Origin of the sequence: Streptomyces sp. NPDC053427 (genome assembly GCF_044544985.1) — a bacterium.
In the GTDB taxonomy this organism is placed as follows: domain Bacteria; phylum Actinomycetota; class Actinomycetes; order Streptomycetales; family Streptomycetaceae; genus Streptomyces.
In genome coordinates this window covers 393,105-413,646 of the sequence record NZ_JBITYA010000005.1, presented here as the reverse complement: position 1 = coordinate 413,646, position 20,542 = coordinate 393,105, and the positions used below count along the sequence as shown (strand labels likewise).

Here is a 20,542-nt window from a genome sequence, read left to right as displayed (position 1 = left end):
GCGCGCCTCAGCGGGATCTGGCAATGGCGATCATGGCCGCGTCATCGCCCAGGGTTCCGCCGGCGTGCTGGAGCAGATCGCCATGGAGGTGCCGCACCAGGGACTGCGGGCCGGACCCGTTCCATCCCGTGATCCGCTCGGTCAGCGGGTAGAACGTGCCGGCGCGGTCCCGGGCCTCGATGACGCCGTCGGTGTAGAGCAGGAGCAGATCGCCCGCTTCGAAACGGAACGTCTCCACCTCGTACTCGCTCTCCGACGTGGCGCTCAGGCCCAGCGGGAGTGCGGGCTCTCGCACCTCCAGCGACCGGACGCTGCCGTCACGCAGCAGCAGGGGCGGCGGATGCCCGCAGTTCACCATGCTGATGCAGGGCGCGTCCTCGTGGATGTCCAGCACCAGCGCGGTCACGAACGACTCCTCGTGCTCCGGCTCGCCCTCGGCGAAGTGGACGATGTTCCAGTACACGGAGTTCCCCAGATGCGCCACGATGCCGGGCAGCGGAAGATTCCGGTAGGCGGATCCCCGGAAGGCCCCGACCAGCAGTGCGGCCTCATTGATCGCGGGCAGACCCTTGCCGCGGACATCGCCGATGACCAGGCGGGTCGCGCGCACCGCGGGCACCGCCGCGTAAAGATCCCCGCCGATCTCGGCCTCCGCCTCGGCCGCGAGGTAGGCCGACGCGATCCACAGAGGGCCGATCCTGCGGGGCAGCGGCCGCATCAGGACCTGCTGCGTCGCGACGGACACCGACCGTACTTGGCCCAGCTGCCGCTCGTGCCGGGAGCGCAGATAGCGGAAGAGCGTGACAAACACCGAGATCACGACGAGGGCGGCGATCTGCGCCTGGTGGTTCGGTGTCATCAGACCGCCGTGCAAGTGGCCGATGACGACCTGCGCCGCCACGGCGAGGGCTCCGATGGCACCGGTGAGTGTCGGGCCGGCGAAGGAAGCGGTGATGGCGGGGGCAGCGACCAGGAACGGGCCCAAATGAATGGTCGTCGGGGAGTTGATGTCGATCACGGTGATCGCCGCGATCATCGCGATCGGGATGATGACCAACCCACGCCCCGGCCGCCAGGACCTGCCGAGCCGGGGGGTACGGCCGTGCCGGAAACGCATATCTCCTGCTTACACCCGTGACGGCCGGCCCGCCGCACAGGCCTCGACCGGGTGGCTTCCGCCGTGCCCCATGGGCGAGCCCCGCTCCCGGGTCCCTCGCACATGCGTCGTCCGCGGTCGCGCGCCACAGCGAGAGGGCGGCCAACCGCGGAAGGGCGGGCGGTGACGTGGACGGCGACGCCCGGCGGACCCGCTCCGTCCTCAGCGGGCGCACCCTGAAACGGGCGGCCGCCGACGAGGCCGCGGGGCACGAGGCCGGCACGCTCCCGGCACCCGGCCTGCGCCGACGGAGGCCACGGCGAATTCCGATGGCGCCCACGAGACTTCGGGTGTTCTACTCCGGCCGTGTTCACAACGATTTTCCTGCTGGAGTTCACGTCCTGGTACTGGCACGACGCCTTCGACGATCCGGAGTTGCGGGACGCCTACGACGCGATGAAACCCCCGACGACCGCGGCGGAGTTCCACCGGGGATTCCTGACGCTGCTGCGCAGCGACGACACGGTCGCCAGGGCCATTGCGCTGGACTTCTACGACCGCGCCGAGATGACGGAGCGGCATGTCGGCGGAAATGCCCTGGAGGAGTACGAGGAGGAAGTGTTCGCCGTAGCCAGGCAGTTGCTCCGGGAGCCTCCCACGCCCAAGGACGACGGCGAGCACAGCTTCGCGGGCGCCAATCATGCCAGCGCCCTGGGCGCGTTGCTGCGCTTCGGTCTGGAGGACGAGGACGCGCCGACGGTCGCCGCAGTTCTGGAACGGATGCCGGACGAGGCGCTGCGGTGGAACGCCCTGAACGCGGCGCACGCAATCCTGGAGGACCAGGAGACGCCCGATCCGCGGCTGGCCGCGCTGGCCGCCCGGGTGGAGCGGTGCGGCGAGCGCATGGAGGCGGTCGCCGCACTGCGCGATACGCCCGGAGCCGAGGCGACCGAGGCGCTGGTACGGGCGACCGGGGACGAGGAGTGGCAGGTGCGGCAGGAGGCGGCCGCGGCGCTGGCGTCGGGCCCGCGCTTCTACGCTCACCGGACCCTGGTGGCACGCCTCGCCGAGCAATGGTCCGCGGACGAACGCTCCACCGCGGCGGATACGGTCCGAGATGCGCTGGCCGACGGCCCGCACAGCACGTACTGGGAAGGGTGCGAGCCGGAGGGCGCGGAACTGCGCGCGGCCCACCGTGAGCTGCGGTCCCCCACGGGCGAGACATCCCATCGCCGGGCGTTCCGCACCCTGCTGCACAGCGGGCAGCCGGTGGCCGTGGGGATCGCGCTCGACCACTTCCACGACAGCGACGGGCTCGTCCGGTTCGGCCTGGACGACGGCGAGCACCTGTCAGAAGTGCTCGCCGTAGCCCGGGGCGTCCTCGCCGAGGCACCGTCCGAGGCCGGGCTGAGCCCGGGGACCGGAGCCGGCGCGAACCATGCGAGCGCGCTCGGCATCCTGGCGGAGGTCGGCGAGCCCGCGGACGCCGCAGCGATCGTCGCTGCGCTGCGCACGCACGACGCTTCGGCCGCGGTCCGCGAGGCCGCCGTGGGGGCGGCGGCCGACGGTCTCGCGCGGTGGGAGTCACCGGACGAACGGGTCGTCGCGGCGCTCGAGCGGCTGATCTTCGACGGATCAGCGGACATGGACCTGCGCACGGATGCCCTCAACGCCCTGTTCGGCCTGGAAGCCTCCCCGCAGGCGGCCGCGGTCCTGGTACGCGCCACCCGCTCCGCCGAGCTGCCGCTCCAGCTGGAGGGGGCCGTCGGTCTCACCTACCGGCACCTGATCGAGGAACACCGGGACCTGCTCCGGAACCTGAGCGCGGCGTGGCCGCAGGACGCGGGGGACCGGGCCGCCCTCGTGCGGTCCCGGGTGAGCGAGTGACGCCGGCGGCCGGAGTGTCGTACCCCGCCGGTACGGTGCCCGCCATGGCAGACATCTATGAGCTCGTGGTGGCGATGGACCTGTGCGACGACCTCTCCGAGGGAGAGATCGCCGAACTCCGTTGGCACCTCGGCCTGGGGGCACAGCCGGAGAGCCTGACCCTCGTGACCGCGTTCCCGGTGGTGGTGGAGGACGACCTCGGCGAACTCGTCACGGAGAACGACCCGGTGCCGCTCCTGGCGTCGCACGGCGAGGCATGGAAGGTGGGCGGAGCGCTCACCTCGGTCCTGGTCCGGCGCGCGGAGGGCTGGGCACTGACCGCCCGGCAGGAGATCCACCCGGACGACTGCGACCGGGTCGGCGAACTGCTCGAGTGGCTGGCGACCAAGGCCGACGCGCTCCATCGGCGTTTCGACGGCTCCGTCCAGGTCGGCTGGATCAGGTTCTACGAGGACGAACGGCCCGGCCCGCTCACCGTTCGCGACGGCCGGACCGTGTGGCGGTAGGCCTCGCGTCCCGCGACGGAGGGCACCTTGCCGGTGGGGCTGCGCCGGCCCGGACACATGGTGCCGGGGTGGATCGCCGGGCGTACCGTGGGAAGAGCCGGCCGAGCCTTCCGCGCCGCGTGACAGAGCAGCTATGGCCAGGCGTTTTGGCAGTTCGGGTTCCGGGCCGACCGGGACCCTCGGGGGATCGGCTGTGTGAGAGCGGTGCCGGCGTTGTTCCGAGGGATTCGGAGGGCGCGCGATGGCGGACGCGACGGGCAGGGAAGCCGCGGCACGTCCCGGTGAGCGGGTGGTCACGCTTCTGGTGAACGGGCGGTCGTACACGCTGGGGCTGGATGCGCGGGTGACGCTGCTGGATGCCCTGCGTGACCATCTGGGGCTGGTGGGCACGAAGAAGGGCTGTGATCAGGGGGCCTGTGGGGCGTGCACGGTGCACGTGGACGGCAAGCGGGTGCTGGCGTGCCTGTCGCTGGCGGCGCAGTGCGAGGGGCGCGCCGTGACGACCATCGAGGGGATCGGCGAGGCGGGCGGGCCGCATCCGGTGCAGTCGGCATTCGTGGCGCACGACGGTTTCCAGTGCGGCTTCTGCACCCCGGGTCAGATCATGTCCGCGGTGGCGCTGCTGAAGGAGGGGCGAGCCGGTTCCGACGAGGAGATCCGCGAGTTCATGAGCGGGAACCTGTGCCGGTGCGGCGCCTATCCGCACATGGTGGCCGCCATTCGCGAGGCCGCGGGGGGTGGTGGCGATGCGCGCCCTTGAGTACGTGCGGGCGGCGGATCCCGGCGAGGCGGTCAGGCTGGTCTCCGGTGATCCGCAGGCCGCGTTTCTCGCGGGGGGTACGACGCAACTCGACCTGATGAAGGACGGCGTGCTGAATCCCGGGCTCCTGGTGGACATCACGCGTCTGCCGCTGCACGGAATCGAGCCCAATGGCGAGATGCTGCACGTGGGTTCGCTGGTGACGATGGAGGAGCTGGCGGCGGATCCGGTGGTCGCGGCCCGGATTCCCCTCGTCAGGGAAGCGCTGCTGGCGGGGGCGTCGACGCAGCTGCGGAACATGGCGACGATCGGCGGGAATCTGCTGCAGCGCCCGCGCTGCCGTTACTTCCGCGATCCCGCCGTGCCGCAGTGCAACAAGAGGGTTCCCGGCTCGGGGTGCGCGGCGGTGGAGAACACGGCGCGGATGCACGCGATCCTCGGTGTGAGCGAGCGGTGCATCGCGGCACATGCCTCCGATGTGGCGGTCGCGCTGGTCGCGCTGGATGCCGTGGTGCGGATCCAGGGGGTGTCGGGCCGGCGGGCGGTGCCGTTGACGGACTTCTACCGCACGGCATCGGAGAGCCCGGAGCGGGAAAACGTCCTGGCGCACGGCGAGTTGATCACCGGCGTGGACATTCCTCTGCTGCCGGCCGGGGCAAGGTCGGGATATCTGAAGGTGCGGGACCGGGCGTCGTACGAGTTCGCCCTGACGTCGGCGGCGGTGGCGCTGGTGGTGTCCGACGGTGTGGTCCGGCACGCCCGGGTGGGCCTGGGCGGTGTGGGGTCGACGCCCTGGCGGGCCTGGGGTGTCGAGCGTGAGCTGAGCGACGCTCCGGCTGATCGCGCGACGTTCCGCCAGGCGGCGGAGTCGGCCGTGCGGGGGGCGTGGACGGTGCCCGGTACGGCGTTCAAGGTCGAGCTGGCCCAGCGCACCCTGGTCCGTGCACTGCAGACGGTGGCGGGAGTTGCGGCATGAGTACGGTCAAGAGCGCTCCGGTGGTCGGGGCCGGGGTCGACCGTGTGGACGGTCCTCGCAAGGTCACCGGCGCGGCGCCCTATCCGATGGACTTCGACGCCCCCGGGCAGGCCTACGGGGCGCTGGTACAGAGCACCATCGCGGCGGGCCGGATCGTGCGGATGGACACGGCGGCGGCCGAGGCGGCCCCCGGTGTGCTCGCCGTGCTGACGCACGCCAGCATGCCCAGGCTCGAACGGGGTCCGATGACGGACCTCGGGCCGTCACCTCCTGCGCCGCTGCAGGACGACCGGGTTCTGCACCACGGCCAGCACATCGCGTTCGTGATCGCGGAGACACCCGAGCGGGCCACCGCCGCCGCCCGGCTGGTGGCGGCCGAGTACGACCGCTCCGAGCCGCTGCTGGATCCCCTGGACCCACGGGCCACGCAGGTCAGCGATCCGTGGGGAATGGACCACAGCCGGGGCGACGCCGCCGCCGCGCTGGCGTCGGCCGAGGTCAAGGTGGAGGCGACCTACACCACGCCGGACAACACCAACAACCCGCTGGCGCCGTACGCGACGCTCGCGGCCTGGGACGGGGACCGCCTGACCGTTCACGACACCACACAGTGGCCGTCGCAGGTGCGCACCACCCTGGCGACGGTCTTCAACGTGCCGGCGAGTTCGGTGCGGGTGCTGGTTCCTTATGTGGGCGGCGGGTTCGGCAGCGGTCTGCGCGTATGGCCGCATGTGATCCTCACCGTCGCCGCCGCCCGCCTGTTGCAGCGGCCCGTCAAGCTGGTCCTCACCCGCCCGCAGATGTTCACCTCGGTGGGGCACCGCCCCAAGGGCGTTCAGTGGATCACGCTGGGAGCCACCCGCAACGGGGAGCTGGTGGGCATCGACCACCGCAGCATCTCCTCGGCGGCGATGGAGGACGACGACTTCGAGCCGTTCGCGGCGGGGTCGGGCTTCGCCTACAAGTGCCCCCATGTGCGCACCCAGGATCGCCAGGCCCGGCTGAACATCCCCGATCCGACGTCGATGCGCGCGCCCGCCGAGGCACAGGGCAACTTCGCTCTGGAGTCCGCGCTCGACGAGCTGTCCTACGTCCTGGGCATGGATCCGCTGGAGCTGCGGATGCGCAACTACGCCGATGTGCACCCGAAGTCGGGGCTGCCCTGGTCCAGCAATGCGCTGCGCGAGTGCTACGAAGTCGGCGCGGAGCGGTTCGGCTGGTCGGCCCGCCCTCCCGAGCCCCGCTCCCTGCGGGACGGGAACTGGCTCGTCGGGTACGGCATGGCCGGTGTCAGCTACCCGTGGTACGCGACGGACTGCCGTGCGCAGGCCACGGTCAGCCGCGACGGCAGCGCCCTGGTGTGCAGCGCGGCAACCGACATCGGCACCGGAACGTACACCGTGATGGCGCAACTGTCCGCGGAGTGCCTGGGCCTCGCCCTGGACCGGGTCCGGTTCGACCTCGGTGACTCCGACATGCCCTTCGCGCCCCAGGCCGGCGGCTCCGGTCTGACGGCGGCGCTGGGCAACGCGGTCCGCGATGCCTGCCGACGGCTCATCGGGCTGTTCGTCGGCCTCGCCGGCACGGACGGCGACTCCCCGCTGCACGGCGCCTCGGCCGACATGGTGGACGTCACCGAGGGCCGCATCCACCTGGCCGGGCAGCCCGCGAAAGGGGAGTCGTACACGGACATCCTCAGCCGGCACGGACTGCCGGAGCTGACGGCCGGCGGCTCCAGCACACCGGCCTCCCAGGACGACCTGGGGATGGCGCTGGCGGGAGCCTTCGGCGCCAAGTTCGTCGAGGTCCGGGTGGACGCGGACCTGGGCCTGATCCGTATCGCCCGGATCGTGTCCGCGATCGACGGCGGCCGCATCCTCAACGAGAAGACCAGCCGTAGCCAGATCGTCGGCGGAACGGTCGGCGGGATCGGCATGGCGCTGTTCGAGGACACCGTCACCGACGCCCCCAGCGGCCGGATCGCCAACGGGACGTTCGGCGACTACCTCATCCCCGTCAACGCCGACATCCCCGACATGGACGTCGTGTTCGTCGGCGGACCGGACCGCGGCAGCCCGATCGGCACCAAGGGCATCGGCGAGATCGGCCTCGCCGGCATCGCGGCCGCGGTGGCGAACGGCATCTATCACGCGACGGGGAAGCGGATCCGTTCCCTGCCGATCACCCTCGATGCGGTGATGTGACCGCGCCGCCGGCCGGCCGCGCGGTGCCCGGCAAAGGGAGACCGAGATGCTCGACATCGCCGACGAGCTGAATCGCTGGGCCGAGGAGGGCCGCGAGTTCGCCGTCGCCACCGTGGTGGCCGTCGGCGGCAGCGCGCCCCGCCAGCCGGGCGCCGCGCTGGCCGTGGACGGTGCGGGCACGGCGATCGGGTCGGTCTCCGGAGGGTGCGTGGAGGGCGCGGTGTACGCACTGTGCCAACAGGTCCTGGAGGACGGCGAAGCCGTGCGCGAACGCTTCGGCTACAGCGACGAGGACGCCTTCGCGGTGGGCCTGACCTGCGGCGGCATCATCGATGTGCTGGTCACGCGGGTCCGCGGCGGGATCGTCCCCACCGCCCTGGCGGCCGCCGCGCGAGGCCAGGCCGCGGCCCTGGCCACCCTCACCGACGGCCCAGCAGATCTGCTGGGCCACGCCCTGTTCGTACGTCCCGACGGTGCGTACGAGGGGACCCTCGGCGGTCACCCCGGACTGGACCGGACCGCGGCCGACGAGGCGGCCGCGCTGCTGGACGCGGGCCGCACGGACAGCGTCGTCATCGGCGAGGACGGCAGCCGCTGCGGCCGCCCGGTGACGCTGCTCGTCGAGACGAGCGTGCCGGCTCCGCGCATGATCGTCTTCGGCGCGATCGACTTCGCCTCGGCGCTGGTGCGGGTGGGGAAGTTCCTCGGCTACCACGTGACGGTCTGCGACGCGCGGCCCGTCTTCGCGACGAGGACCCGCTTCCCGGAGACGGACGAGCTCGTCGTCCAATGGCCCCAGCGCTATCTGGAGGCGACGGAGGTGGACTCCCGTACGGTGCTGTGCGTCCTGACCCACGACCCCAAGTTCGACATACCGCTCCTCCAACTGGCCCTGAAACTCCCGGTGGCCTACGTCGGCGCCATGGGCTCACGCCGCACCCACGAGGACCGCAACCAGCGGCTGCGCGAGGCCGGCGTCACCGACGTCGAACTGGCCCGGCTCCGCAGCCCGATCGGCCTCGACCTCGGCGCCCGTACGCCGGAGGAGACGGCCCTGTCCATCGCCGCGGAGATCGTCGCCAACCGCCGCGGCGGCAGCGGAGCCGCTCTCTCGGCCGCGCGCACCCCCATCCACCGCCCCACCGAAGCGCACACGCGCCCGCGGCTCAGCCGCCTGCCCTCGCGAGGGGCGGGTCTCTCAAGTGGCGTCGGCGATACGGGTGAGGGCCTCGGTGAGGGTCTGCGGTGAGCAGCTGCGTCAGCAGGTCCGCCAGCAGCCTCCGGTTGTGGTCGAGCAGGTCCAGGACATCGGCGAGCCATGGCTCACCCTCGTTGAACGCGGCGACCGTGGCGAGCACTCCGAGATGCACCGTCAGGAACGGGACGAACGCGGCTCCGGGAAGGACGAGCGGCGCATGGATCTCGTCCGACAGCACAGGGACGCCGTACCTGTCGGCCGGTTCGGCGAGTGCGGCCGGCTCCTCACGGCGCAGCACTGACCTGCGCACCCCGTGGCAGCCGTGCCGCCGGGTCGGCGCCGCCGCGAGGAGGGTGCCCCGTACGCTTCCCTCGTCGAGGCGGGTGCGGAGGAAGGAGCGGACTGCGGTGCGTCCACTGCTGGGTGTGTGCGGTGCCGTCATCGTGCTCGGGATCTTCTCCTCGGTGCTGCACTCGCTGGTGATTCCGCGGCCGACGCGTTCCGGCTTCACCCGGGTCGTCCAGCGCCTGGTCCACTGGCCGTTCCAGCTGGTGGCCGACCGTCTGCCGACCGCCGAGGCCAAGGACCGGATGCTCGCCCCCATGGCGCCGTTGGCCATCGTCGTCACCCTGATCAGCTGGCTGGCGTCCTTCATGGTCGGCTATGCCCTGCTGGAGGCGGCGGTGAGCCGGCTCGGCATCACCGAGGCGCTGGTCGAATCGGGCTCCTCGCTCTTCACGCTCGGTTTCGCCGGCGGCAACCGCGTCACGCTGAACGCCATCGACTTCTGCGCCGCCGCCACCGGCCCGATCGTGATCGGCCTGCAAGTGGGCTATCTGCCGGCGCTCTACGGCGCCTACCAGCGCAGGGAGACCGAGGTCACCCTGCTGCAGGCCCGCGCCGGGGGCCCGCCATGGGGGCCGGAGATCCTCGCCCGCTATGCGCAGGTCGAGCTGGTGGACAACCTCACCGAACTCTTCCGCAACTGGGAGCGGTGGAGCGCCGGGGTGAGCGAGAGCCACACCACCTACCCGATCCTGATCCACTTCCGCTCCCCGAAGGCGACCCGCAACTGGCTGATCGCCCTGCTGTCCGTGCTGGACGCCGCCGCCCTGCGGCTGTCCTTCAACCCCTCGCAGCCGGATGCCGAGGTGCGGATGGCGCTGCGGGCGGGCTTTGTCTGCCTGCGGGAGATCGCCGACATCGAGGGCATCCCGTACGACCGCGATCCCCACCCGGACGACGCGCTACGGCTGGGCTACGAGGATTTCCTGCGCGGCGTGGAGCGGATGGCGGCTCAGGGCTATCCGATGGAGCGCACGCCGGAAGAGGCATGGCCGCACTTCCGTGGCTGGCGGGTCAACTACGAGGCGCTCGCCTACCGCCTGGCGCGCGACATCGAGGCGGTACCGGCCCCGTGGTCCGGGACGCGCCGTACGGCGGTGTCCATCCGTACCCCGCTCACCCCGGTCGACCGCCGCCCCGCCGGGTAGCCGCCACCGTGCCCGACGGCGCGGCCCACAAGACCCGTTACCCGCGAGTAATTTTGGCTGATCATCGTCTCACCAGGGTCGATGCTGCGCCCGTACGCTCCGAACCACCGCACCGGACGGGTGCCGCTGTGGCGCCGCGGTCAGATCATGATGGAGCACCAATGGCGCGATCCCGCCGTACCACCGGCAGACACCACGGCCGGCGGAAGGTGACAACTGCCGTACTTGTCACGGCACTTGCTCTGGGCGGCGTCCTCGCCACGGGGCCCGCGTCGGCGGCCCCCCGCCCCGCCGTCACCACCGTCGCGCCCTCCTTCCGGCTGGCCGACATACCGATGAAGGACGGCACCGTCCTCAAGGCCGACGTGTTCACCCCCGCTCCCGGCACGCCCGGCGCCGACCGGAAGGGCCGCTACCCGCTGGTCGTGCAGCCCGCCAGCTGGGGACAGAACGACCTGGAGTACATCGCCCAGGGCAAGCAACTGGCCGCCGACGGCTATATCGCCGTGACCTACACCGTGCGCGGCTTCTGGCGCTCCGGCGGCGAGGTCGATGTGGCGGGTCGCAAGGACGTGGCCGATGTGTCCGCGGTCATCGACTGGGCCCTGGCCCACACACCCGCCGACCGGCAGCGCATCGGCATGGTGGGGCTGTCCCTGGGCGGCGGCCTCACGCTGATGGGCGCCGCCTTCGATCCGCGGATCAAGGCGGTCGCCGCGATGAGCGGCTGGGCCGACCTGGCCGACTCGCTCTACAGCGGACGGACCCGGCACCTCCAGGCCGCCGCCCTGCTCGCCGCCGTCCAGGCACCCACCGGCCGCAGGAGCCCGGAGTTCGCCCGGATCCTGGCGGACCTCTTCGCCGATCGCGACCTGCCCAAGGTCGTCGCCTGGGCGCACACCAGGTCCCCGGCCGCGTACGTGGACCGGATCAACGCCCATGGCACGGCCGTCTTCCTCGCCAACGCCTGGGGCGACAGCATCTTCAACCCCAGCCAGATGACCGCCTTCTACCAGCGGCTGACCGTCCCCAAGCGCCTGGAACTGCGCCCCGGAGACCACGCCACACAGGAGCTGACGAGCCTGCTGGGGCTGGACAACGCCACCTGGGCGAGCGCGCGCAAGTGGCTCGATCATCACCTCAAGGGCACCGGCGGCGGTGAGGGCCGACGGCAGCCGGTGGAACTGGAGGTCCGGCCGACCGGCACGCACGAGAGTTACCCGGACTGGCGCGCGGTCAGTTCCCGGACCGAACGCCTGCGGCTGGGCGACCCGAATCGGCTGGGCACCGGGGCGCTCGGCGGCGCGGCCGCGACCGGCTGGCGGAAGCCGGTCGTCGGTGGCACGGATTCGGGCGCGAACGGCGGGGTCCCCGAACTGTCCGGGCTCCTCGACCAGACCGTCGGCCTGCCGCCGACCGTCCTCGTCCCGCTGCTGCCCCGCAGGTCCGCCGCCGTGTGGCAGTCGGCGCCCACCGCGGCGGCGCAACACCTCCGCGGCGCCGCGCGGTTGCACACCCAGGTCACGGCCTCCGCAGCGCGGGGCACGGTGATCGCCTACCTCTACGACGTGAACGCCCTGGGGGTGGGGAAGCTGATCTCGCACGGCCCGCAGAGCTGGTCCGGCAAGCAGCCGGGGCGCGCCTTCCCGCTGGACGTTTCGCTCTTCGCCGCCGCGTACGACCTGCCTGCCGGACACCGGCTGGCGCTGGTCGTGGACACCAAGGACCCGTTGTACGGAGGCAGTACGCCGCGGGGGAGCGGTGTGGCGTTCGGCTCCACCTCGGCCGACCCGTCCGCACTGGTGCTGCCGCTGCGCTGACGTGCCGGCTTCGCGCCGTCGCTACCGCACGCCTCCGCCGGGGCCGTCAGGGCGCATCGATGCGCCCGTCACCGCGCCCTCTCGTACACCGTTATGCGGCGCCCCCCGGTCTCGGCGGAGGTGAGGGGGGTGAAGTGCCGGGCGAGGACGGCGCGTTTGGCGCGGTCGCGGGACGCCGATGCCGCCGCGGAGCCGCCGGTGTCGGTGATGTCGCTGACGAGGACGATGCGCTTGTGGGCCAGCATGGCGGTCGGGATGCGCGCGGGTGCGGCCTCGATGCCGTACAGGGTTCCGGAGGCGATGGGGCTCTCGACCAGCGCGACATCGTCGAGTCCCCGGAACGCGGAGGGTGTGACGAGTGCGGTGTCACGCCGCTGGTCGGGGATGAAGACGACGCCGTCCCCCGCGCGGGCGAGCGCCGCGACCTTGGCGGCCGTCACCCGTACGTCGTCCGTCCGGCTCGTCGGGGCCCGCAGGCCGAGTTCCAGGGGCAGCAGCGCGAGGAACGCCACCGCCACGACCCCGGCGAGCGGTACTTCGGCGCGCACCCGCCCCCAACGACGGCCCCGGGTCCGGCCGTGCGCCACCGCCGTCTGCACCCCCCAGGCGACGGCCGGACCGACGAGCAGCGCCAGCCCGGTGTAGGCGAAGAGCACATAGCGGTCGGAGTAGAGCGGCTGGATGAGCCAGGAGGCCAGCAGCAGCCCGAGTTGCGGCACGGCGAGCAGCGGCAGCCCCACCGAGACCTGGGACAGCTCCGTACCCTCGCGACGCGGTATTCGGGCACAGGCCAGGGCGACCACCAGCATGACGGTCACCCCCAGCAAGCTGGCAGCCGAGGCGGGCCGAATCCACGCCACCTGGCCCGACTGCGGGCGGCTGGCGAGAATGAGCGGCAGCGTCGCCGAGACGACCACCGCGGCGGACACCGACCACCGTGCCAGCAGCGGGCGTCGGCCGGCGCGCCAGGCGATCGCGACGGTCGCACCGTGGGCCGCCAGCGCGAAGAGCGAGAGCCAGTTGAGCAGTGCGGCACCGACCATGACCGTCGTGTAGCCGGCCCAGCGCCACCCCCACGCGATCCGCCGCCCGCGGCCGTCGCGCGCACTCGCGGGCCCCGCCGGGCACACCGCGCCCACCAGTAGCCAGGTCGCCACCGCCACCCCCGCCGTCACCAGCGTGAAGGAGCGCCCCTCCTGCCCGTAGCGCTGCATCGCCGGGACCAGCGCCACCACCAGCCCGGCCGCGAGACCACCCAGGGGTCCGGCGAGCCTGCGGCCGGTCGCCGCGGTGGCCGCCGCGGCGATGATCAGGCCCAGGACCGACGGCAGCCGAAGCGCCAGCAGGTTCGCCCCGAAGACCGTGAATATGGCGTGCATCAGCAAGTAGTAGAGCCCGTGGACGACGTCCACGTGCGCGATCGTGTGCCATATCTCGGGTATGGACCGCTCGGCCACCGCCCATGTCGCGGCCTCGTCCCGCCATATGGCGCCCTGCCGGAACAGTCCCCACGATCCCAGCGCGAGTGCCAGCAGCGCGGGCACTCCGGGAGCCGCCCAGCCCCGCCACCGGTGTGCTTCCACGGGGGCCCGGGCGGCCCGTCGGCCGAGAGCGGCGGCTCCGGAGTCGAGGTCAAGAGACATGCCGGGAACTATACACGCGGCGTATATTGGGTATGTATAGATGTCGCGTTGTCCGGTCACGGAGGCTCATCGTGAGCCATGAGCGCGCCCCGGGTCAGGGGCGCGCGGCAGTCACTCTCTTCGCCGACCCGCGCCGCGGCGTCGGTTCAGAGCGTGAATCAGCCAGGCGTTGTTTCCCTTGTTCGATGTTCAACCTCTTGACGCCACGACAGGGAGATGGCTTAACTTCCGTACGCCATCAGCGGGTTGAGTCGCAGCGCTGACGCATGTCGGCGCCGCGCCCACGCAGCGAGGAGTCGCCGGTGTCCGGTTCCGGATCCATCAGCCGTCGTCACATCTTCAAGGCATCCGCGGGCGCCGCGGTCCTCGCGGGTACCGGCGCGTTTCCGGCGCCCACCGCGGCTGCGGCGACCCCGGCCGCGGCGCGCCCGCCCCGAGATCCGAAGACCGAGCGCCGGGTCCGGGCGCTGCTGGCCAGAATGACCGTCGAGGAGAAGTTCGGGCAGCTCCAGCAGCTGACCTGGCACGCGGACACCGGCCCCGGCGACGGCCAGAACAAGCAGTGCGCCGAACTCGCCGCGAAGGGGCTGCTGGGCTCGGTGCTCAACCTCACCGGTGCCAAGCAGTGCAACGACCTCCAGCGCGCGGCCGTGGAGACGTCACGGCTGGGCATCCCGCTGATCTTCGGCCAGGACGTCATCCACGGCTACCTCACCACCTTCCCGATACCCCTCGCCCAGGGCAGCAGCTTCGATCCCGGCGTGGCCGCGTCCGACGCCGAGACCAGCGCGCGGGAGGCCGCCTCCCAAGGCATTCACTGGACGTTCGCGCCCATGGCGGACGTCAGCCGCGAGCCGCGCTGGGGCCGGGTGGCCGAAGGCAGCGGCGAAGACCCGTATCTGACGGCGAAGATGACCGCCGCCAAAGTGCGTGGCTACCAGGGCGCGGACTACGCGGCCAAGGACCGGCTCGCCGCCTGCGCCAAGCACTTCGTCGGCTACGGCTTCCCCGAGGGCGGCCGCGACTACAACACCGCCGACGTCTCCGAGCGGCGGCTGCGCGATGTCTGCCTGCCGCCCTTCAAGGCCGCCGTCGACGCCGGCGTCGCCACCGTCATGGCGTCCTTCAACACCGTCAACGGCGTGCCCGCGCACGCCAACCGGCACACCCTGACCGACATCCTGCACGAGGAGTGCGGCTTCGACGGCTTCGTCGTCGGCGACTACACCGGCGTCCAGGAACTCATCGCCCACGGCATCGCGGCGGACGGCGCCGACGCCGCCCGGCTCGCCCTGGGTGCCGGCGTCGACATGGAGATGGTCTCCACCACCTATGCGGAGCACGGCAAGCGGCTGCTGACGGCCGGAAAGATCAGTCGCGAGCGGCTGGACGACGCCGTCGCCCGGGTGCTGCGGATCAAATTCCGCGCCGGTCTCTTCGACCACCCCTACGCCGACGAGGCCGCGGAGATCACCGAGCCCAGCGCCGCGGCCCGCGCGGCGGCACGCACCGCCGCCGCGCGCTCCATGGTCCTGCTGCGCAACGAGAACAGGACCCTGCCGCTGACCCCGAAGACCGCATCGATCGCCGTCATCGGCCCGCTCGGCGACGACACCAAGGAACTGCACGGCACATGGGCGAGCATCGGCGCCGCCTTGTTCCCCGCGGTGTCCGTACTGGACGGCATCAAGCGGGCCGCCCCCTCCGCCACCGTGCGCTTCGCCCGCGGATGTGCGGTGGAGGGCGACGACACCGGCTCCTTCGACGAGGCGGTCGACGCGGCCCGGGCCGCCGATGCCGTGGTCGTCGTCGTGGGCGAGAAGGCCGCGCAGAGCGGCGAGGCCGCCGTCCGCAGCGACATCACCCTGCCCGGCGTCCAGGCACAGCTGGTGGCAGAGGTCGCCGCCACCGGTAAGCCGGTGGTCGTGGTGGTCCTCTCGGGGCGCCCGCTGGTGCTCACCGCCATCGCCGACCGGGCCGACGCGATCCTGCAGGCCTGGCATCCCGGCATCGAGGGCGGCCATGCCGTCGCCGATCTCCTCTTCGGCAAGGTCAACCCCGGCGGCAAGCTGCCGGCCACCTTCCCCCGCTCGGTCGGCCAGCTCCCGCTCTACTACGGGCACGAGAACACCGGCCGCCCCTTCGACCCGCAGAACAAGTACACCTCGAAATACCTGGACATCCCGCACACCCCGCTCTATCCCTTCGGACACGGCCTCAGCTACACGACGTTCCGGTTCTCCGGCCTGAAGCTGACGGCGGAGGTCCTGCGCGCGAAGAGCGTCGCCGACGGCGGTGCGACGGTCCGGGCCACCGTGCAGGTCGAGAACACGGGCGCAACCGCGGGCGACGAGGTCGTCCAGCTCTACCTCCGCGACAAGGTCGCCAGCGTCGTCCAGCCGGTCCGCAGGCTCGTCGGCTTCTCCCGGGTGCATCTGAAGCCGGGGGAGCGGCGGACCGTCGGCTTCACCCTCGGCAGGCCGGAACTGGGCTTCCACACCAACGACCCCGGCGGAGAATTCTTCGTGGAGCCGGGGGAGTTCGAGATCTACGCCGGCAACAGCTCGGAGGCCGCACTCACGGCGGGATTCACCCTGACCTGACGTACTCCGGCTGACCTGACGTACTCCGGCCGCACCCCCGCCCCGCGCAGGGACGCCCTCATCCCTCCCGGGCGTCGGGGGACGTGCCGCCGGCCGCCGCCCGGTACCGCCCCGGCGTGGTCCCGAACTCCCGGCTGAAGGCGTGCGAGAAGGCGTACGGCGTGCCGTAACCGACCCGGCGGGCAATGCCGGCCAGCGGGTCGGGGGTGTCGCGCAGGAGGGTGGCCGCGACGGTGAGCCGCCACCAGGTGAGGTACGCCATCGGAGGGCGGCCGACCAGGGAGGTGAACCGGCGGGCCAGGGTGGGGCGGGAGACGCCCGCCTCGGCGGCCAGCCGGTCGTTCGTCCACGGGGCGGCCGGGTCCGAGTGCAGCGCGCGCAGGGCGGCGGCCGCCACCGGGTCGCCCAGCACGGCTGGCCAGGCTCCGGTCGTGCTCTCGGCCATCCAGGAACGGATCATGTAGACGAGGAGGAGGTCGAGCAGACCGGGCACCGCGATGCAGGAGCCGGGCCGCTGTGCGTCCAGCTCCCGGCCCAACAGGTCGATGGCGAGGCGGAGTTCGGGGTGATCGCCGACACGGTTCGGCAGGTGGACGACCTTCGGCAACTCCGCCATCAGCGGGTGTGCACGGCTGGCGTCGAGCCGGTACTTGCCGCACAGCAGCGCCACCTCGTCGGAAGCCGATCGGTGAGGGTGGCGCGGCTGCCTCCCGTCGTGCCAGCGCTCGAACGGCACCGCCCGCTCCACCGCCCTCGCATCGGCGCGGGAGTCGGCGATCACATGCCCGGTGCCGTGCGGCAGCAGCACCGCGTCACCCGTACCGAGCGAGACCGGGGCGCCGCCGTCGGGCACCAGACGGCAGCTGCCCTCCAGCACGACATGGAACCCCGCACCTTCGTACGGGGCCAGGCGAGTGCTCCAGCTCCCGCTCACCCGGACCCGGTTGGAGGAGGGGCGTCCTCTGCGTACGGCCGAGATCGCGTCGCTCACCACATCCACCGTCACAGGGTATCCATGGAGTCGGGCATGAGAGCCATGCGTATCCGGATGAGCCGGGTAAGTATGGAAAGACTCATCCGGCCTTCCCTAGAGTCATAGCCATGAACAGCGAGAACGTGCAGAACAACGCGCAGAACAACGGACAGAACGGCGTGCAGCGCATCCTGCTGGGTGACGTCGAGGTCATCCGGGTCGTCGAGTGGCAGGGCCCGATCGCGGCCGCCCGCGACTTCGTTCCGGAGTCCGGGGCGGAGGTGTGGAAGGACAACGCGGGCTGGCTGGCACCGGACCACTGGGACCCGGACAGCGACAGGATGAAGTGCGCGGTGCAGACCTGGGTGCTGCGCAGTGGCGGACGGACCGTTGTGGTCGATACGGGTGTGGGTAACGACCGCGAGCGGCCCGGTTCGCCCTTCCACCACTGGCAGAACGACTTCCTCGGTTCCCTGGCGCGGGCCGGTGTCCGCCCGCAGGACGTGGACGTCGTCGTCAACACCCACCTCCACGGCGACCACGTCGGCTGGAACACCACCGGCATCGAAGGGGAATGGCAGCCGACGTTCCCCAACGCCCAGTACCTCTTGCCGGCCGCCGACGACTTCCACTTCGGCCCCGACAACGCCTACGGGAACGGCGTACGGGAGGTCGACCGGCTCATCTACGAGGACAGCGTCGCGCCCGTCCACCGGGCCGGGCAGGTGGTGCTGTGGGAGGGCGTCCACCGCATCGACGACCATCTCACCCTGGAATCCGCGCCCGGCCACACGCCCGGTTCGTCCGTGCTGCGGCTCGCGTCCGGGAGCGACCGGGCGGTCTTCGTCGGCGATCTGCTGCACAGCCCGGTGCAGATCCTCGCCCCGTCCTGCAACAGCTGCTTCTGCCTGGACGCCGATCAAGCGGTCGCCAGCCGCCGCCGGATCCTTGAACGGGCTGCCGATGAACGGGAGTTGCTGGTGCCGGCGCACTTCGGCGGAACGGGCGCCCTCGAAGTCCGTCGGGAGGGCGCGCGGTTCGGTCTCGGGCCGTGGGCAGCGTACGAGGCCGGGTAGGGAGCGTCGCCGGCCGCCCCGTTCCGCGCCGGGCTCTCGGCGGCCTTCGCCGCCGTGTGCCGGGGCGCCGTTCGGGGGGCGGCGCCTGCGCTCACTCGCCGGCGTCGTCTTTGAGGGTCTCGCCGGGATCCGTGCGGTCCGTACGGTCCACGTGCCTCAGGAACGTCCACAGCACGTTCTCGCCGCCGCCGATGAACGGCAGCCGGTCCTGGCGGTCGCGGATCTCGTCCTCCGTCAGCCAGCCCCACCAGGCGATCTCGCGCGGGTTCGGGGCGATCGAGGCGATCTGGGCGGCGTCCAGCCGGACGTCGTGGACGGCCATCCAGTACGGGCCGTGCTCCTCGTGGTAGATCCGCTTGAACACCATCCGAGGCGGCTCGGTCAGCCGGACCCCCAGCTCCTCCTCGAACTCCCGGGCGGCGGCCTGTTCGTAGCTCTCGCCGACCTCGACGCCACCGCCGACGACGGTGTCGTAGCGGCCCGGGTAGCGCTTCATGCCGTCACCGCGGCGGTGTACCAGGACGCGGCCCGCGCCGTCCCGGCAGACCACCATCGCTATGCGGTGCAGCAGCCACCGTCGGACCGCCTCCTCGCGTTCCACCACGCCGACCACACGGTCCCGCTCGTCCACCTGCTCCACCAGTTCGCTCATGGGCCCCACTGTGTCAGGCGCGCCAAGGGGCAGGAGCACCCTGGTCACCCTGGTCGCGGCGGCCGATCGCCGCGCTTCTCTTGCGGGTTCATCGCTGCGCTGCTTGGCTCTGCGTCGCCTCATCAGCGAGGGTGGGAGGAGTGCTGCCATGGGCAGGCCCTGGTCGGTTGTCCGCGGTGTGTTCGTTGTCCTTTGTGCCGCCGGGCTGGCGCTGGCTCCGGGCGCCGCCCCGGCCCCCGCCGTTTCCGTCTCCGCTGCCGAGGCCGCCCCGAGCGGCGGTGGGCCGAGCATTCCCCGGCTGACGGACGACGACGGCCGGGCGCTGACCCTGCACGGCTGGAACGTCGAGGACAAGGAGCACCGTGGCGACGCCGCGCTGTCCGCGATCACGGAACGCCACTTCCGTGATCTGCGCTCCCACGGCTTCAACTGCGCCCGCCTGCTGGTGTTCTGGGACGATCTCGAACCACGCCGGGGCCGCTACAGCGCGCGCTATCTCCGCACGATCGAGCGCATCCTGGACTGGGCGCACAAGTACGGCATCAAGGTGCTCATCGACGCCCACCAGGACGTCTTCGGTCCGGCGTTCGGACACCGGGGCATCCCCGGGTGGGCGACCCGGACCGACGGACTGCCCTTCACGCCGCATCCCGACGACTGGTTCGCCGAATACTTCGAACCCGCCGTCCAGCGCGCCTTCACCCACCTCTACACGGATCCGGACCTCCAGCGCGCCCAGGGACGCATGTGGCGCCTGCTGGCCGACCGCTTCGGCGACCATCCGGCCGTGTTCGGATACGACCTGATCAACGAGCCGATGGGCGAGCTGCGGGAAGGCGAGGATCTGCCCACCGCGGCCCGCCGCATCGAGGCCCGGCAGCTCACTCCGATGTACAACCGCATCGCACGGTACGTGCGCACCGTGGACCGTGACAGCCGGCTGTTCATCGAGCCGACCCCGATCGTGGGCGAGGGCGTACCGACCGGACTCGGCGCGGTGCGGGACCGCCGTGTGGTGTACGCACCGCACTTCTACAACGCCGCGATGGAAGCGGGTGCCGACTACGACCCGACGGCCGGATGGATCGAATCCTACGAGCGGGCCGTCACCGACTATCCCCGGCGCCGGCGCCTCCCCGTGGTGATCGGCGAGTGGGGTCCGCTCAACAACGAGCTGCCGAACATGCGCCGCTTCTACCGTGACGCGCTCGCCTCCCTCGCCCGCTACAGCTCGGGCTGGACCGGCTATGTGTGGTGCTACGGCGGCGGATACTGCGCCGTCGACAAGGACGGCAGGCTCCGTACCAACAAGGAGCTGACCGCCGCCCCTTATGCGGCGGCGGTCGCGGGACGGACACATGCGCAGACCTATGACGCCGCCCGTGGCCGCTACCGCTTCACCTACGACGCGCGCCGGGGCGGACGGACCGAGATCGCGCTGCCGTCCGATGTCCGGTACCGCCTCGTGACGGTGAGCGGCGGGGCGTGGAGCGATATGCGCGCCGTGCCGCCGGGGAAGCCGGCCGTGGTCACCGTGTGGTCGCCGCGGCGGACACGGGTCACGGTCACCGTGTCCGCCGTCACCGGCCGGGGCATCGGCCCTCGGCGGGAGCGGCCGTAAGGAAGCGACCAAGCCGAGAGCCGGTCCCGAGCCC

The 20,542-nt window shown here is 71.9% G+C and carries 16 protein-coding genes; 12 read left to right on the top strand and 4 right to left on the bottom strand.

What is annotated here, in order from left to right; all coding sequences use genetic code 11:
- Positions 1-7 precede the first annotated feature (7 nt).
- Positions 8-1,117 (bottom strand): PP2C family protein-serine/threonine phosphatase, encoded by a 1,110-nt coding sequence (locus tag ACIGWZ_RS16550; RefSeq protein WP_400065069.1) that lies wholly within the window; start codon positions 1,115-1,117, stop codon positions 8-10.
- Positions 1,118-1,462: 345 nt separating this feature from the next.
- Between ACIGWZ_RS16550 and ACIGWZ_RS16545 the strand changes: the two genes are divergently transcribed.
- From ACIGWZ_RS16545 to ACIGWZ_RS16505, 9 genes are all read left to right on the top strand, one after another.
- Positions 1,463-2,983, top strand: a complete 1,521-nt coding sequence (locus ACIGWZ_RS16545; protein WP_400065067.1) for a HEAT repeat domain-containing protein — start codon at positions 1,463-1,465, stop codon at positions 2,981-2,983.
- 44 nt (positions 2,984-3,027) lie between these two features.
- Entirely contained in the window at positions 3,028-3,489 is a 462-nt protein-coding gene (locus ACIGWZ_RS16540; protein WP_400065065.1) for a hypothetical protein, read from the top strand.
- A gap of 241 nt (positions 3,490-3,730) precedes the next feature.
- The gene (locus ACIGWZ_RS16535) at positions 3,731-4,249 is read left to right on the top strand and encodes a (2Fe-2S)-binding protein (protein ID WP_400065063.1); all 519 of its coding nucleotides are present in this window, start codon (positions 3,731-3,733) and stop codon (positions 4,247-4,249) included.
- Positions 4,236-5,225, top strand: coding sequence for an FAD binding domain-containing protein (locus tag ACIGWZ_RS16530; RefSeq protein WP_400065061.1), 990 nt, complete (start codon positions 4,236-4,238; stop codon positions 5,223-5,225). Before ACIGWZ_RS16535 ends, ACIGWZ_RS16530 begins: the two co-directional genes overlap by 14 nt.
- Complete coding sequence (locus ACIGWZ_RS16525) at positions 5,222-7,429, top strand: xanthine dehydrogenase family protein molybdopterin-binding subunit (RefSeq protein WP_400065059.1); 2,208 nt, start codon at positions 5,222-5,224, stop codon at positions 7,427-7,429. Before ACIGWZ_RS16530 ends, ACIGWZ_RS16525 begins: the two co-directional genes overlap by 4 nt.
- 46 nt (positions 7,430-7,475) lie before the next feature.
- Complete coding sequence (locus ACIGWZ_RS16520; protein ID WP_400065057.1) at positions 7,476-8,678, top strand: XdhC family protein; 1,203 nt, start codon at positions 7,476-7,478, stop codon at positions 8,676-8,678.
- A 37-nt stretch (positions 8,679-8,715) separates the two neighbouring features.
- Complete coding sequence (locus ACIGWZ_RS16515; RefSeq protein ID WP_400065055.1) at positions 8,716-8,928, top strand: hypothetical protein; 213 nt, start codon at positions 8,716-8,718, stop codon at positions 8,926-8,928.
- A gap of 106 nt (positions 8,929-9,034) precedes the next feature.
- Positions 9,035-10,120, top strand: coding sequence for a hypothetical protein (locus tag ACIGWZ_RS16510; RefSeq protein ID WP_400065053.1), 1,086 nt, complete (start codon positions 9,035-9,037; stop codon positions 10,118-10,120).
- Between the two features lie 161 nt (positions 10,121-10,281).
- Complete coding sequence (locus tag ACIGWZ_RS16505; RefSeq protein WP_400065051.1) at positions 10,282-11,940, top strand: CocE/NonD family hydrolase; 1,659 nt, start codon at positions 10,282-10,284, stop codon at positions 11,938-11,940.
- A 68-nt stretch (positions 11,941-12,008) separates the two neighbouring features.
- Here ACIGWZ_RS16505 and ACIGWZ_RS16500 read toward each other — a convergent pair whose 3' ends face one another.
- Positions 12,009-13,583: a hypothetical protein gene (locus tag ACIGWZ_RS16500; protein ID WP_400065049.1), complete on the bottom strand. Its 1,575-nt coding sequence runs from the start codon at positions 13,581-13,583 to the stop codon at positions 12,009-12,011.
- Positions 13,584-13,885: 302 nt separating this feature from the next.
- On the opposite strand from ACIGWZ_RS16500, the gene bglX reads away from it, so the two are divergent.
- A complete protein-coding gene (gene bglX, locus ACIGWZ_RS16495; RefSeq protein ID WP_400065047.1) occupies positions 13,886-16,186 on the top strand; it encodes a beta-glucosidase BglX in 2,301 nt (766 codons plus the stop codon).
- A 58-nt stretch (positions 16,187-16,244) separates the two neighbouring features.
- On the opposite strand, the gene ACIGWZ_RS16490 is transcribed toward bglX, so the two are convergent.
- Positions 16,245-17,186 carry an AraC family transcriptional regulator gene (locus tag ACIGWZ_RS16490; RefSeq protein ID WP_400065045.1) on the bottom strand — a complete coding sequence of 314 codons (942 nt, stop codon included), beginning with the start codon at positions 17,184-17,186 and terminating at the stop codon, positions 16,245-16,247.
- Between the two features lie 101 nt (positions 17,187-17,287).
- On the opposite strand from ACIGWZ_RS16490, the gene ACIGWZ_RS16485 reads away from it, so the two are divergent.
- Entirely contained in the window at positions 17,288-18,235 is a 948-nt protein-coding gene (locus ACIGWZ_RS16485) for an MBL fold metallo-hydrolase (protein ID WP_400065043.1), read from the top strand.
- A 91-nt stretch (positions 18,236-18,326) separates the two neighbouring features.
- Here the strand turns inward: ACIGWZ_RS16485 and ACIGWZ_RS16480 are convergent, their stop codons facing one another.
- On the bottom strand, positions 18,327-18,887 hold the full coding sequence (locus ACIGWZ_RS16480) for an NUDIX domain-containing protein (RefSeq protein ID WP_400065041.1): 561 nt from the start codon (positions 18,885-18,887) through the stop codon (positions 18,327-18,329).
- 148 nt (positions 18,888-19,035) lie between these two features.
- Here ACIGWZ_RS16480 and ACIGWZ_RS16475 point away from each other — a divergent pair, with 148 nt between their 5' ends.
- Positions 19,036-20,508, top strand: a complete 1,473-nt coding sequence (locus ACIGWZ_RS16475) for a glycoside hydrolase family 5 protein (RefSeq protein ID WP_400065039.1) — start codon at positions 19,036-19,038, stop codon at positions 20,506-20,508.
- The last annotated feature ends 34 nt before the right edge of the window (positions 20,509-20,542 follow it).

Coding starts and splice junctions, on each gene's coding strand:
- ACIGWZ_RS16505 (WP_400065051.1), top strand. CDS start 10,282: ATGGCGCGATCCCGCCGTACCACCGGCAGACACCACGGCCGGCGGAAG.
- ACIGWZ_RS16500 (WP_400065049.1), bottom strand. CDS start 13,583: ATGTCTCTTGACCTCGACTCCGGAGCCGCCGCTCTCGGCCGACGGGCC.
- ACIGWZ_RS16525 (WP_400065059.1), top strand. CDS start 5,222: ATGAGTACGGTCAAGAGCGCTCCGGTGGTCGGGGCCGGGGTCGACCGT.
- ACIGWZ_RS16485 (WP_400065043.1), top strand. CDS start 17,288: ATGAACAGCGAGAACGTGCAGAACAACGCGCAGAACAACGGACAGAAC.
- ACIGWZ_RS16550 (WP_400065069.1), bottom strand. CDS start 1,117: ATGCGTTTCCGGCACGGCCGTACCCCCCGGCTCGGCAGGTCCTGGCGG.
- ACIGWZ_RS16520 (WP_400065057.1), top strand. CDS start 7,476: ATGCTCGACATCGCCGACGAGCTGAATCGCTGGGCCGAGGAGGGCCGC.
- ACIGWZ_RS16535 (WP_400065063.1), top strand. CDS start 3,731: ATGGCGGACGCGACGGGCAGGGAAGCCGCGGCACGTCCCGGTGAGCGG.
- ACIGWZ_RS16540 (WP_400065065.1), top strand. CDS start 3,028: ATGGCAGACATCTATGAGCTCGTGGTGGCGATGGACCTGTGCGACGAC.
- ACIGWZ_RS16480 (WP_400065041.1), bottom strand. CDS start 18,887: ATGAGCGAACTGGTGGAGCAGGTGGACGAGCGGGACCGTGTGGTCGGC.
- ACIGWZ_RS16530 (WP_400065061.1), top strand. CDS start 4,236: ATGCGCGCCCTTGAGTACGTGCGGGCGGCGGATCCCGGCGAGGCGGTC.
- ACIGWZ_RS16475 (WP_400065039.1), top strand. CDS start 19,036: ATGGGCAGGCCCTGGTCGGTTGTCCGCGGTGTGTTCGTTGTCCTTTGT.